Annotated in this window: 12 protein-coding genes; 7 read left to right on the top strand and 5 right to left on the bottom strand. The window is 37.7% G+C overall.

The window, feature by feature from the left end:
- Window positions 1-9 precede the first annotated feature (9 nt).
- The 7 genes from HNP38_RS04025 to HNP38_RS03995 all read left to right on the top strand — a co-directional run bounded on the left by HNP38_RS04025 (window position 10) and on the right by HNP38_RS03995 (window position 8,301).
- Window positions 10-537 (top strand): DUF1697 domain-containing protein, encoded by a 528-nt coding sequence (locus HNP38_RS04025; RefSeq protein WP_184184810.1) that lies wholly within the window; start codon window positions 10-12, stop codon window positions 535-537.
- A gap of 222 nt (window positions 538-759) precedes the next feature.
- Window positions 760-1,569 carry a 3-deoxy-8-phosphooctulonate synthase gene (gene kdsA, locus HNP38_RS04020; RefSeq protein WP_184184807.1) on the top strand — a complete coding sequence of 270 codons (810 nt, stop codon included), beginning with the start codon at window positions 760-762 and terminating at the stop codon, window positions 1,567-1,569.
- Between the two features lie 44 nt (window positions 1,570-1,613).
- Window positions 1,614-3,818 (top strand): TonB-dependent receptor plug domain-containing protein, encoded by a 2,205-nt coding sequence (locus HNP38_RS04015; protein WP_184184804.1) that lies wholly within the window; start codon window positions 1,614-1,616, stop codon window positions 3,816-3,818.
- Between the two features lie 52 nt (window positions 3,819-3,870).
- Window positions 3,871-4,335 carry a hypothetical protein gene (locus tag HNP38_RS04010; protein ID WP_184184802.1) on the top strand — a complete coding sequence of 155 codons (465 nt, stop codon included), beginning with the start codon at window positions 3,871-3,873 and terminating at the stop codon, window positions 4,333-4,335.
- A gap of 140 nt (window positions 4,336-4,475) precedes the next feature.
- The gene (locus HNP38_RS04005) at window positions 4,476-4,853 is read left to right on the top strand and encodes an HYC_CC_PP family protein (protein ID WP_184184799.1); all 378 of its coding nucleotides are present in this window, start codon (window positions 4,476-4,478) and stop codon (window positions 4,851-4,853) included.
- A gap of 81 nt (window positions 4,854-4,934) precedes the next feature.
- Window positions 4,935-5,408, top strand: coding sequence for a DUF3347 domain-containing protein (locus tag HNP38_RS04000; protein ID WP_184184796.1), 474 nt, complete (start codon window positions 4,935-4,937; stop codon window positions 5,406-5,408).
- 115 nt (window positions 5,409-5,523) lie between these two features.
- Entirely contained in the window at window positions 5,524-8,301 is a 2,778-nt protein-coding gene (locus tag HNP38_RS03995) for a multicopper oxidase domain-containing protein (protein WP_184187564.1), read from the top strand.
- A gap of 182 nt (window positions 8,302-8,483) precedes the next feature.
- Here HNP38_RS03995 and HNP38_RS03990 read toward each other — a convergent pair whose 3' ends face one another.
- From HNP38_RS03990 to HNP38_RS03970, 5 genes are all read right to left on the bottom strand, one after another.
- Complete coding sequence (locus tag HNP38_RS03990) at window positions 8,484-9,602, bottom strand: FAD-dependent monooxygenase (protein WP_184184793.1); 1,119 nt, start codon at window positions 9,600-9,602, stop codon at window positions 8,484-8,486.
- Between the two features lies 1 nt (window position 9,603).
- On the bottom strand, window positions 9,604-10,182 hold the full coding sequence (locus tag HNP38_RS03985; protein ID WP_184184790.1) for a hypothetical protein: 579 nt from the start codon (window positions 10,180-10,182) through the stop codon (window positions 9,604-9,606).
- A gap of 202 nt (window positions 10,183-10,384) precedes the next feature.
- Complete coding sequence (locus tag HNP38_RS03980; RefSeq protein WP_002979276.1) at window positions 10,385-11,251, bottom strand: RNA polymerase sigma factor RpoD/SigA; 867 nt, start codon at window positions 11,249-11,251, stop codon at window positions 10,385-10,387.
- A 190-nt stretch (window positions 11,252-11,441) separates the two neighbouring features.
- Complete coding sequence (locus HNP38_RS03975; RefSeq protein WP_184184787.1) at window positions 11,442-12,233, bottom strand: S1/P1 nuclease; 792 nt, start codon at window positions 12,231-12,233, stop codon at window positions 11,442-11,444.
- A gap of 285 nt (window positions 12,234-12,518) precedes the next feature.
- Window positions 12,519-13,172, bottom strand: coding sequence for a metal-dependent transcriptional regulator (locus HNP38_RS03970; RefSeq protein WP_184184784.1), 654 nt, complete (start codon window positions 13,170-13,172; stop codon window positions 12,519-12,521).
- Window positions 13,173-13,210 lie beyond the last annotated feature (38 nt).

The following is a 13,210-nucleotide window of genomic DNA, read 5'->3' as shown; positions in this document are numbered from 1 at the left end:
ATTAAGGTCATGAATTACTGTGCTTTTCTCAGGGGAGTGAATGTGAAAGGAACCAACATGAAAATGGCGGATGTCTGCCAGGTGTTCAAAGATGCCGGAATGAAAGAAGTGACCTCTGTTCTGGCTTCCGGGAATATTGTATTTTCATCGGATAAGAAGGCAGAAGACCTGAAAAAGATACTGGAAAAAGCAATGTCTGATCATTTTTCCTATGAAGCATTTTTATTTGTAAGGTCACAGGAAGAGACAGAACGTTTCCGAAGCAGTAACCCTTTTACAAAAAATGATGATCTGCACATTTATGCTTTTGTAGGAAACGAAAATGTAGAGAATATCCTGATGCAGGAATTTGAAAATGCTGCTAAAACTGAAAATGAGAAAGCAGAAATCATTAACGATATTTTTTACTGGCAGGTTCCGAAAGGAAATACGCTGGATTCCACCTTTGGAAAAATTCTGGGGAAAAAAAGCCTGAAAGATCAGTTTACGAGCAGAAATATCAATACGTTTGAGAAAGTCCTGAAAAAAATGGAATAAACACTTTGGTCTTACTCAATAATAAGTGATAAAAGGTAGTTGATGAATGGTAAACTATTTCTCATATAAAATTTAAAATCCATAATTTATAATTTCTCTGTCATGCTGAGCGTAGTCGAAACATCTGGGTATGTTTAAATTTACATAAGATACCCCTTGAAATAATTTCCTGTTCCGGAACTTTATGAGTATTTTTACTGAACTTTTTAATCAAAATGTAAAATGATCCAGTATTTAGATAATATTCAACACAAAGATTCCAACAACTTTTTTCTTATTGCCGGGCCCTGCATCATTGAAGGCGAAGATATGGCATTAAGGATTGCCGAAAAAGTAATAGAGATCACCAATAAGTATGACATTCCCTATATTTTCAAAGGAAGCTTTAAAAAGGCCAACAGGAGCAGGGTAGATTCGTTTACCACGATTGGCGAAGAAAAATCATTGGAGATCCTTAAAAAAGTGGGGGAAACTTTCAATATTCCTGTTACGACGGATATTCATGAGAATGAGCATGCGGCATTGGCAGCTCAGTATGTGGATGTTTTACAGATTCCTGCATTTTTGGTGCGTCAGACCGATTTACTGGTGGCCGCAGCGAAAACGGGAAAATGTGTTACATTAAAAAAAGGGCAGTTTCTTTCCCCTGAGGCTATGAAATTTGCCGTTCAGAAAATAACAGACTCTGACAATCAGAAAGTAGCGATCATCGAAAGAGGAAATTCTTTTGGATATACAGACCTTATTGTTGACTACAGAGGAATTCCTACCATGAGACAATATGCGCCTGTTATTCTGGATGTTACCCACTCTTTACAGCAGCCCAATCAAAGCTCGGGGGTTACCGGCGGAAGACCGGACCTGATAGAGACCGTTGCCAAAGCAGGAATTGCGGTTGGAGCCGACGGGATCTTCATTGAAACCCACCCGACACCGGAAACAGCATTATCTGACGGAGCCAATATGCTAAGGCTGGATCTGTTGGAAGATCTGCTGAAAAAATTAACCAGAATCAGGGAATCGATTTTGTAATTGTTAAAAAATAATTAAATTTAGAAATTCTTAAAATATTTCTTTTGAAAAAACTAGTTTTACCACTAAGTCTTATGGTTCCTGTATTAGTATTCTCTCAAACCAAAAAGAGAGATACTGCAAAGGTAACCGATATTGAGGAAGTCGTTTTCCAGAGAAAGGCAACCGGAAAGACAACCGACCTTACTACAGTAAAAATCTCAGCGAAGGATGCCCAGCAGGTAGCCAGTATTTCCGGAGGTGTTGAAGGAGTGATTAAAATGTTACCTTCGGTAAACACCAATACAGAGCTTTCTTCCCAATATATGGTGCGTGGTGGAAACTATGACGAAAACCTTATTTACATCAACGATATTGAGATCTACAGGCCTTTTCTGATCAGGAATTCCCAACAGGAAGGATTAAGTATCATCAATCCTGATATGGTTTCAATTGTAAACTTTTCTGCAGGAGGTTTTGAACCGAGATATGGTGATAAGATGTCTTCCGCTCTGAATGTCTATTACCGTGAACCGGAGAAATTTGAACTTTCCGGGGAACCAAGTCTGATCGGCGGGAGATTAACAACCGGTTTTGCTTCAAAGAATAACAAATTGACCGCTTTATTTTCCGGAAGATACAGAAATACCAATTTAGTTCTTAATACGTTGAAAGAAGATACGGATTTCAATCCTGTCTACTGGGATTTTCAGTCTTATATCAATTATCATATCAGTCCGAAGTTTTCCCTTTCATTCATAGGATATTATTCCAGGAATGACTATGAAATGATTCCAAGAGAACGTAGTGTAGATTTCGGAACCGTTCAGATGCCACTGAATCTTACCGTTTTTTATAATGGTAAAGAAGATGACAAGTACAAGAATATGATGGGAACCGTTTCCATGAACTATAAACCTTCAGATAAATGGAAATTTACCTTAGATAGTTTTGCTTATCAGAACAGGGAAAGAGAATATTATACCATATCTTCAGCTTACATTCTGCAGACATTTGATCCTATTACAGGAGCGCCGGTTACCAATTATGATGTAGGCGGGCAGATAGAGCATGCAAGGAATGACCTTTTTGTAAGAACCTATGGTGCCCAGTTCAGGACCCGTTTTTCGCCTAATGTGAATACGGATATTGAATTAGGATTCAAATATGAAAAAGAAAACCTGAAAGACCTTACCAATGAATGGAAGCTGGTGGACTCAGCTGGATACAGTATGCCAAGGCCTCTTGATGATCCGAGATTCGGGGATCCTTCTGACCTTGACCTCTTTTACAGTATATCAGGAAACAATCATATAGAGCCTACGAGGCTTTCCGCCTATGCACAATATTCCCAGAAATTTTTCTGGGGCTCGAGCAAAGTATTCGTGAATGCAGGAGCAAGGGTTTCTCATTGGAGCTTTAATAAAGAGACGATTTTTTCCCCAAGAGTCCAGTTTGCGATCAAGCCGGAATGGGAATCAGATATGTTGTTCAGGTTATCAGGAGGGGTGTATTACCAGTCCCCTTTCTATAAAGAGATCAAAGACCTGAATGGGAATTTTAATTCCGATATCAAATCCCAGCGCTCGATACAGGCGATCTTAGCGAATGACTATGAATTTGAGATGTATGAAAGGCCATTTAAATTGACCACAGAAGCGTATTACAAGAAAATGGATAACCTGATCCCATATTATATGGACAATGTGAGGATACGTTATTCAGGAAAGAATAATGCTTCAGGATATGCCTATGGAGTGGAGACAAGATTGTTTGGGGAATTTGTCCCGGGAGTGGATTCCTGGTTATCGGCAGGTTATGCAAGGATATATGAAAATATAGACGGGCAGGGAGACATCCCGAGACCGACAGATCAGAGACTCAAATTTTCGATGTTCTACCAGGATTATATGCCGAAGTTTCCATCCATGAGGGTAAACCTTACATTGGTGTATGCGATGGGATTGCCTACCGGAGCACCGGTCTTCACCAATCCATATGCCTACCAGAAGACATTGCCTTCTTATAAAAGAGTGGATATAGGCCTTTCAAAGGTGTTTATTGACCCGAAAAGCAAAAACAGGCCTTACGGTTTCTGGGGTAATTTTGAAGAACTGACATTAGGGGTACAGGTATTCAATGCATTTAACATCAATAATACGATTGCTAACCAATGGATCTCAGACGCTAATACCAATCTGATGTATCCGGTTCCGGTACGTTTAACAGGCCGTTTCTTCAATGTAAAGCTTGAGTTTAAAATTAAATAAAATTTAGGTTTTGGGGCAGCCCATTGAAAACATTTTGAAAGGAATTTGTGACATGACGGAATTAAACTCATACCGGTGGGCAAAATTTAAAAATGGGGTTGGGGCTGTTGCTGTAGTAACATTAAGTGTTGACCAGAGTACTAGTCATCAGAATGAAATTTATGAACATTATTCAGGAAAAGGTTTTGTGGGGCAGGGCTATATAGAAGAAGTTCCTGAAACCGGCTATGATTCTTGGAAAATTGCGGCACGGAAAGGTTTGGAATTTGCTTTTTCAAAAACTGATAACTTTTGGGTTGTTAACATTTTTAAAATTGAAGGGAGTGCTTTTACCTACACCAATCCGGCAGTTGTAGGATATACTGTTATAAGAGCATTCTTTGAAAAGATAAATTTTCACCTTAATCAAAATCAGATGGATATTCTGGAAGAGTTTGTAATGAGTAGCTGGAAACAGCCATACAAAGAACTTATACCTGATTTTTTAAGTATGAAATTTATAGATTATAATGGCTGAAAAAAAGAGTAATCAATATATAAATTTGCAAGAAAAATAATCCAGCTAAAATCATAGCTTAATTTTCCTGAATTCTATAACAACAATACTGAATTTTATAACAACGGTTCTTGGTATATGTTTACCTTTGCCACAGTAACATGAAAAAGATTCTTGCCATACTGTTCTCCGTGTTCTACTTCGGATTCTCTTCCGGGGCAGTTTTCAGTGCTCATTATTGCATGAAGGAATTGGTGGCCGTAAGTAAGAATATCGATGAAATTTGTAACAAATGCGGAATTAAAACCAAAAAAGATTGCTGTGAGACTGAGATCAAAGTTATAAAAACAGATGATTCCCAAAAATCAGACCTTCTGAAGATCGATCTTTTAAAACAAGTCTCTGAGCCTCAGAAATACAACTTTTTCTTTTTAGGCCAGTCTTTTTCCTCCTCAAAATTTACTCAGGTTCGGATCAATGGCCCTCCTGAAACCAATTCGTTACCCATTTTTATTTATCATTGCCATTTTAGAATTTAGGATTTGTCAGTCGTTTCGAAATATAGATGACACGGCTTTCAAATATTCTTGTAAAATCATTCATTCTAAAATTGTAAAACAATGAAAAAATATATCATTACAGCGATATTCGCTATATTCTCAGTTATTTCACTTTCAGCACAAACTAACACTGATACTCAGGTTTCTAAACTGTACCAAAACTATATTGCCATAAAATCTGCCTTAGCTGCCGATGATGCGGATAAAGCCTCAAAAGCGGCTTCGGAATTTATTAAAACGGCATCAGCCATTGATTATAAAGTAGTGTCTGAAGGTAATCTGAATATACTGAGAAAAGATGCTACAGCAATTTCAGAGGCTCGAAATATTACCGATCAAAGAGAAACTTTCTATAACCTTTCGGATAATATGATCGCCCTGACCAAAGAATTTAAACTTTCTGAAAATCCCGTTTTTATTCAGTATTGCCCAATGGCGGACGGGAGCTGGTTAAGCGATGAAAAACAGATCGTAAATCCGTATTACGGAAGTACTATGCTTTCTTGCGGAACTGTAAAATCAGAGATTAAGTAATCATTATATTATCCTGTAAAATAATAAATTGTATAGAATAAATTAGAAATAACTTTAAATATATTTTTAACTGTACAATTTCAAAAAAATTCGGAATATTATGAAAAAGTTAATAATGTTTCTGATGCTTTTGTTCTCTGTTTTAAGTTTTGCTCAAGCCACCAAATCATATTATACCTGTCCGATGCACCCTGAAGTTGTTTCCTCAAAACCCGGAGACTGCCCGAAATGTGGAATGACCCTGGTAAAAAAAACGGTAGCATTAAAACCTAAGGCAGTTCAGAAGCCACAGGCAAAACGTATACCTAAACAGGAAATAAAAGCTGTTGAAAAGAACATAAAGAAGCCTGCTGCTATTAAGGCTAAGATAAAGACAAAGCCCGAAACAATAACCAAACCGAAAGCCAAAGAGGCCCGGCAACAAACAGATAAAGAAGAGAAAAAAGCTATCTCCAGGCCTAAAATTAAGCCTGAATCTCAACCTCAAGCAACGTATACCTGTCCGATGCATCCTGAGATCATATCGGATCATCCGGGAAAATGCCCGAAATGCGGAATGGATCTGGTTGAAAAAGAAAATCATGATCATCAGGTTCCTGAAGAAGAGAATCAAAAATATTCAGCTTTAAAAAGAAATTCAGGGAACGGGAAGATAACTTTTGGAGGCAAAACAATCCGTTATGACCTGTATGTAAAAGACACTATTGTAAACTTTACAGGAAAAAACCGCCGTGCAATAGCTGTTAACGGAAAATTGCAAGCTCCGACCTTATATTTCACAGAAGGAGATACGGCAGAAATTTATCTTCACAATATGCTGAAAGAAAATACGGGATTTCATTGGCATGGGGTCATTTTACCGAATGAGCATGACGGAGTACCTTATTTAACTACCAAGCCTGTAAAGCCTGGTGAGACCCATCTGTATAAATTTAAAATTTCACAGAACGGAACTTATTGGTACCACTCACATGAAGCACTTCAGGAACAGCTCGGAATGAACGGGATCCTTATATTCAAGAAAAAAGAAGGCGACCTGAAAACAGAATATAATGCCGAGATTCCGGTACTTTTAGGAGACTGGAGTGATGAAAATCCTACACAGATCGCCAGAAGGCTGCATATGGCCAATACAGATTGGTATGCTGTTAAGAAAAATACGGTTCAAAGCTATTGGGAAGCTGTCAAATCCGGGAACCTTGGAACAAAAATGCTGAATGAATGGAAGAGGATGGAAGCCATGGACGTAAGTGACGTGTATTATGATAAATTCCTGATCAACGGATTGCCAAGTTCCAATTATTCCAAAGTGAAAGTAGGGGACAAAGTAAGGCTGAGGGTGGCCAACGGAGGCTCTTCTACTTATTTCTGGTTGAATTATGGTGGCGGAAGGATAAAAGTGATCGCTAATGATGGCAACGATGTAGTTCCTGTAGAAGTTGACAGGCTGATAGTCGGGGTTTCGGAAACCTATGATATTGAAGTCACCATTCCTGAAAATAAAAGCTTTGAATTCAGGGCAACATCTGAAGACAGGATAGGGCATGCCTCACTCTGGCTGGGTTCCGGAGATAAAGTGGAAGCACCGGATTTGCCAAGGCTGATGCTTTTTGAAGGGATGAAAATGATGAACGGAATGATGCAAATGAGCGGTAATATGAAGCCGATGAATATGACGATGGGTAACCAGATGATGGATATGAACGAAGTGATGTATCCCGAGCTTCCCGAAAGCCAGCGGAAAATGACGATGAAGCACATGAATGAAATGATGGGTATAAAGACCAAAGATGCTGAAAAAGAAGATCATCCCCTGCATTCAGGGATGGATATGAAGGAAGGAAAATCTATAAAGAGGCTTTCATATAATATGCTAAAATCTCCTGAAAAGACCATTCTTCCGGGTGAAAATGCAAGAGAACTGAAATTTACCCTGGAAGGAAACATGAACCATTATTTATGGACGCTGGATAATAAAACCGTAACAGAGACTGACAAGATCCTCATCAAAAAAGGAGAAATCCTTAGAATTATCCTATACAATAATTCTATGATGCGGCATCCTATGCACCTTCACGGACATGATTTCAGGCTCATCAACTCCAAAGGAGAATACTCACCCCTGAAAAATGTTGTGGATATTATGCCGATGGAAACCAACACCATTGAGTTTGCAGCCAATCAGGATGGAGACTGGTTTTTCCATTGCCATATTCTCTATCATATGATGGCGGGAATGGGAAGGGTTTTCAGCCATGAGAATTCAAAACCGAATCCACAGCTCCCAAACAGAAAACTGGCCTGGAAGAATTTTATAAAAGATAACCGGATGATAAGCTCAATGGCCATGCTGGATATGGCAAGTAATAAGATTCATGCAGAAACAATGACAATGTTTGGGCCGAGATGGGCCAGCCTGAATGAGTTCCATTCGAATTGGGATTTCAATCATTTTGACGGGAACTTTAAAGTGGGGAGATTTTTAGGAAAATTCCAGTGGGTCTTACCGTATGTGGGATTCAGGATACAAAACTCCCATGAGATCATGGAAAGCAGGATGATGGAGGGTATGCATATGGAGCAAGGCGATAAAAAGACGTGGTTCGGACAGAATAAAACGCCTAAAAATAAAAACACATTTATTACTGGGGTTCAATATCTTTTACCCATGCTGGTGACTGCTGATGCCAATGTGGATCAGAATGGGAAAGTACTCTTGGAAATAAGCAGGGAAGATATTCCAGTTTCTAGGAGGATAAGAGGGAATTTTAGTATTAATTCTGATGGAGAGTTTACGACAGGGCTGAGATATATTCTCCAAAAATGGCTGTCGGTTTCGGGAAATTATGATAACGAAATGGGATGGGGTGCCGGAATTACCCTGACTTACTGATGAAAAGGGACTGTTTTTGCAGTCTCTTTTTTATTGACCACGGATTGCACCGAGATTTATATATATTAAAATAAACTGCTAAAAAATAGTGCAAACATCTGTGCAAATCTGCGGGAAATAACCAAAACCCATGCAAAAATTATAGAAAAACAGAAACCTCTATGCAATCCGAGGCTAAAAAACTACATTTCCAATTGCAATATCTTTTCAATCATCATTTGATTAGTACTTTCCGGAAGCATCCTCATGAAGAAATTGCGAAGAGAATTTCCATATTCCCATTGGGAGAGCTGGCCGATCTTCCAGCTTGTATTAACGATATAATCTACCTTTTTTCTTCGGATCTTCTGAAATTCTTCAAAAATGATGTTGAAGTCTGTATTATTTTCCAGTAGTTTCCCTATAACATAAGCATCTTCGATAGCCTGGCAGGCGCCTTGTCCCATATTCGGAGTGGTTGCATGGGAAGCATCTCCGATCAGGCAAAGGTTTTCCGAAGACCATTTCGGAATAGGAGACAGGTCGGTAATATCATTCAGAATAATTTTTTCCTGGGAGGTAGCCTGTAAGATTTCTGAGATCAGAGGGGTAAAGTCCTCAAAAACAGTAAGAAGATCCAGGTCATTTCTGAATTTCTTTTCGTTAACTAATGCGTACCAATATACTTGTCTCTCAGAAATTTTTACGAAGCCGAAACGTTTTCCTTTTCCCCACATTTCAAGGGCTTGATTTTGGAATTGTTCAGGAAGATCAAAATCGGCTAACCCTCGCCAGCATTTTTGTCCTGCATTTCGGATGTTTCCCGTTTTAAGGATCTGGTTACGGACTTGAGATCTTATTCCATCTGCTCCGAAAACGATCCTGCTTTCTTTTTCAGTTCCGTTTTCAAAACTTAAAATGTAATTCTCTTTCTTTTTGATCTGCTGTAAAGAATGATTCAATTGAATATTTTCAAAACCTATATTCTCCGCCATAATTTTTTGCAGTTCCGCCCGATGGATGGCTACATTACATGAATTGTACTTCTTTTCCAAGTTCAGGATGTCGGTTTTGGAGATTGGCCGCAGCGATTCATCTGTTATAGAAATTCCATGAACTTTATTGCCCTTACTTTCAATTTTCTCTTTCAATCCCAGCTGATCAAAGATCTGCATGGCATTCACGGCCATCATAATTCCGGAGCCTACAGGTTTTATTTCCGGAGCTGACTCATATATCGTGAAATCAAGATCATGACGTTTCAGGATGCTTCCGAGTGTTAATCCTCCGATTCCTGCTCCGATTATAGAGATTGAATCCATCTTATTTTAAATTTTTCAATTCATTCAGCAATGCATTCTGTTTTTTGATGAAATAATCTAAACTGTCTGTGTTTAAGGGGTGTGCTGTCTGATATTTTTCAATTTCAGGGAGTGTTTTTTTAATTTTGAAAGCAGAATATTGACTATAAATAGATTGATTGTTATGATAAACCTGAGAGAAGAGTTCTCTTAATTTTTTCTCTTTTAAATCATTGTTATCAGAGCTTCTTTTTACCAAGTTTAATATTTCTTTTCTTAAAACCGAATCGTTTATGCTTTTTGCTTCACTTTCAGCATTTAAATAGTATTCTGAAGATTTATTCAATATTTCGTCATACATATTTTTTATTTGATTACCTTCTTTTTGTAATGAAGTAATTTTTTCGTCCAAACTTTTTAGATATTCATCATTTTTAATTTGCTCATGATAAATAGCATCAAGCATATTTTGTCCTTTACTAAATCTGGTATATGATATTTTGGATTCTGCATTTTCTACCGCATTATTCATAGCCGGAATATTTTCAGATTTATTTTCTGTACATGAAAGCACTGATAAGACAAGAAGTATTTTTTTCATAGAGTATTGATTGTGTTTAAATATACAGCAAATTGTTATTCCAAAGAAATCAGGAGTCTCTTTTTGAAGTTTGAATTAAGATTTCTTCACTACTGATAAGCATACATTAATTCATAAAATCAATTGAAATATGCTTAAAAGAGTATTACAAAAAAACGGAGCCTGAAAAATCAAACTCCGTTCATAATTGTTTACGCTAAAATTATTTACCCAAATAAGATTTTAAGATCTTACTTCTGGTATTGTGTTTTAGTCTTTTGATTGCTTTTTCCTTGATCTGACGAACTCTCTCTCTGGTTAGATCAAAAGTTTCACCAATTTCCTCTAGGGTCATCGGGTGTTTACCGTTCAGGCCGAAGTATAACCTTACCAGATCAGCCTCCCTTGGAGTCAGCGTATTCAATGCCCTTTCGATCTCTATCTGAAGAGATTCCAGCATCAGATCTTTATCCGGACTTGGAGATTCTCCCGAACGTAATACGTCATACAAATTGGAATCTTCACCCTCTACCAAAGGGGCATCCATAGACAAATGTCTTCCGGAGTTTTTCATGGATTCCTTAATATCTTCCTCGCTCATATCAAGAACTTCAGCCAGTTCTTCGGGAGAAGGAGGCCTTTCGTTTTCCTGTTCAAGGTGAGCGTATGCTTTATTAATTTTGTTGATTGAACCAATTTTGTTTAACGGTAATCTTACGATCCTTGACTGTTCTGCCAAAGCCTGCAAGATCGACTGACGAATCCACCAAACCGCATAAGAGATAAATTTGAAACCTCTGGTCTCATCATATCTTTTTGCAGCCTTCATAAGTCCTAAGTTACCTTCATTAATAAGATCGGGTAAAGAAAGGCCCTGATTTTGGTATTGTTTGGAAACGGAAACTACGAAACGAAGGTTGGCTTTGATTAATTTCTCCAGTGCTGCTCTGTCGCCCGCACGTATTCTTTGTGCCAATTCTACTTCTTCATCCGCAGTGATCAGTTCCACTTTACCAATTTCCTGCAAATACTTGTCTAATGAAGCAGTTTCCCTGTTGGTTACCTGCTTGGTAATTTTTAATTGTCTCATTTATTTTATCCTCAAAAAAAGAGTTTACTTATATTATACGTTTGAGAATGTAAAAAGGTTACACCAGTTTTAATTTTTTTTGAACAAATCTGTAAATATGAAAAAAAGCGAAACCGGAGCCTCGCCTTTATAGTTAAGAATGAATAATTAATAATTAAATTTTTAAAATTAACTGTTCACTATTCTACATTTAAAACAGATCATTCAAGAGTTTTGCCAGTCGTAGGCCTCCATACAAAAGCTGTCTTTCCATTGTATCATTGAATTTATACTGGTAATCATAAGAAAGTTTTGAATTATTGGGAGTCTGTGCATAAATTCTATTGGCAATTTTGTGGGAGTCATACAGCCAGTCTTCCAATGTTCCGGACTGGATCTGCTTCACTTCGTCTTTGGTTCTGATATCCAGAAGCTGTGCATATTCCGTATAGCTGTATTTTTGGGAATCTACCAGTTTTCCGTCCCAGACAGAATGTAAATTGGTTTTATCTCCAAAATAGGTTACATCAATTTTGTTTCCGCCCAGGTCTTCAGCTCTGCCTACATGTAAGGGCTGGGAGAGGTCACCCATCATGTGGATAAGGAAAATCAGGGCAATTTTTCTGTCTTTTTCGGAGGTTCTTTTATCTTTTATCTGGGCAGATAATGTTTTTATCTGAGTATATAGGGTTGGGCCGGCCTGGGCTTTTAAATTTTGCTCGAATGCTTTGAAATCCGCCTGAGGATCTATGTTTATATAATGCCATGCAGAAGCCTGTTTCCAGTTACCTGTAGTGTCAGATTTGATAAAATCGGGCCAGTTAGCCCAATAAGCAAGGCGCTCCTTGCCCATTATTTTTTTTATTTCCCGCTTTGTTTTTCCGCAAAGATGGTTTTGTGCAATTTCTGCTATCACCCTGTGCCCCGTTAATCCCCATGCATAAGAATAAAGAGAAGAAGAGATGAGTATTAATAGTAAAATTTTGGAATATATACTTTTCATTGTAAAACATTTTCAGGCTGCAAAGATAGTATACCCATTCCGAACAGATGTTAATTTAAACTAAATTCTTCGCGAGAATATTTAAATAAGTATAAAAGGTAAAAATTCTGAGCTGTACATCTAATAGAAAGTAACCTGGTGCTTTTACAGCTTTTCTATATGGTTTGAAGAATCGTATTCCTCAATAGAGTCCAAATTCATAGTATTTACCCATAAGGTTTTTATTATATACTGACGAATGATGTTTACGGAGCTTATAACTCATAATCCATACCTTATAACTCTTTACTTTTTCACCAGTATTTTTTCAGTGGCTTTCCTACTGAGCACTTCTTTTTTGCCTTCTATTTCAATGGTTACGGATTTGTCGAAGTCTTCTATTTTGAGGATTTTGATTCTGGTATTCAGTAATAATTTCCTTTCGTTCAGGTAATTGAGCAACGCATCATCTGATAATGTGACAGAAGTGAAAATTACGGTTTCACCTACGTTACAGTCGCTTAATTTTTGCAGATCCTGGGCAATAATATTTCCGTCTTTATCAGGAATGGGTTCTCCGTGCGGATCAAATTTTGGATAATCGAGAATCTCATCCATTTTATCAAAGAAAATCTGTGAATGAACGTGTTCCAGCTGTTCCGCAATTTCATGGACATTTTCCCATCCGAAATTCATACTTTTAACCAGGAACATTTCGGTAAGCCTGTGCTTACGAACGACAAGAGCGGCCTCCCTTTTTCCTTTTTCGGTTACGACAAGTGGTTTATAGGTTTCGTAAATCACCCAGGTTTTATCGGCGAACTTCTTCATCATGTTATTCACGCTCGGCATTTTTACGTTTAAAAATTTGCTGAGCTCATTAATCGTTACCTTTCCTTCATTATCAACTAGATGAAACAAGGCTTTCAGATAATTTTCCTCTGTTAATGTCGTTTTCAAAATGTTAGATGATTTTCAATACAAATCTAACAAAATAT

Source organism: Chryseobacterium defluvii (assembly GCF_014204415.1).
Classification (GTDB): Bacteria; Bacteroidota; Bacteroidia; order Flavobacteriales; family Weeksellaceae; genus Chryseobacterium; species Chryseobacterium defluvii_A.
Note: the sequence above shows the minus strand (reverse complement) of the source record. Positions and strands in the feature narration are given on the sequence as shown.

Bases quoted from the DNA above. Each gene is read 5' to 3' on its own strand.
- HNP38_RS03985 (WP_184184790.1), bottom strand. From the start codon at position 10,182: ATGAAAAAAATACTTCTTGTCTTATCAGTGCTTTCATGTACAGAAAAT.
- HNP38_RS03990 (WP_184184793.1), bottom strand. From the start codon at position 9,602: ATGGATTCAATCTCTATAATCGGAGCAGGAATCGGAGGATTAACACTC.
- HNP38_RS03995 (WP_184187564.1), top strand. From the start codon at position 5,524: ATGTTTCTGATGCTTTTGTTCTCTGTTTTAAGTTTTGCTCAAGCCACC.
- HNP38_RS04000 (WP_184184796.1), top strand. From the start codon at position 4,935: ATGAAAAAATATATCATTACAGCGATATTCGCTATATTCTCAGTTATT.
- kdsA (WP_184184807.1), top strand. From the start codon at position 760: ATGATCCAGTATTTAGATAATATTCAACACAAAGATTCCAACAACTTT.
- HNP38_RS03975 (WP_184184787.1), bottom strand. From the start codon at position 12,233: ATGAAAAGTATATATTCCAAAATTTTACTATTAATACTCATCTCTTCT.
- HNP38_RS03980 (WP_002979276.1), bottom strand. From the start codon at position 11,251: ATGAGACAATTAAAAATTACCAAGCAGGTAACCAACAGGGAAACTGCT.
- HNP38_RS04025 (WP_184184810.1), top strand. From the start codon at position 10: ATGAATTACTGTGCTTTTCTCAGGGGAGTGAATGTGAAAGGAACCAAC.
- HNP38_RS04005 (WP_184184799.1), top strand. From the start codon at position 4,476: ATGAAAAAGATTCTTGCCATACTGTTCTCCGTGTTCTACTTCGGATTC.
- HNP38_RS04010 (WP_184184802.1), top strand. From the start codon at position 3,871: ATGACGGAATTAAACTCATACCGGTGGGCAAAATTTAAAAATGGGGTT.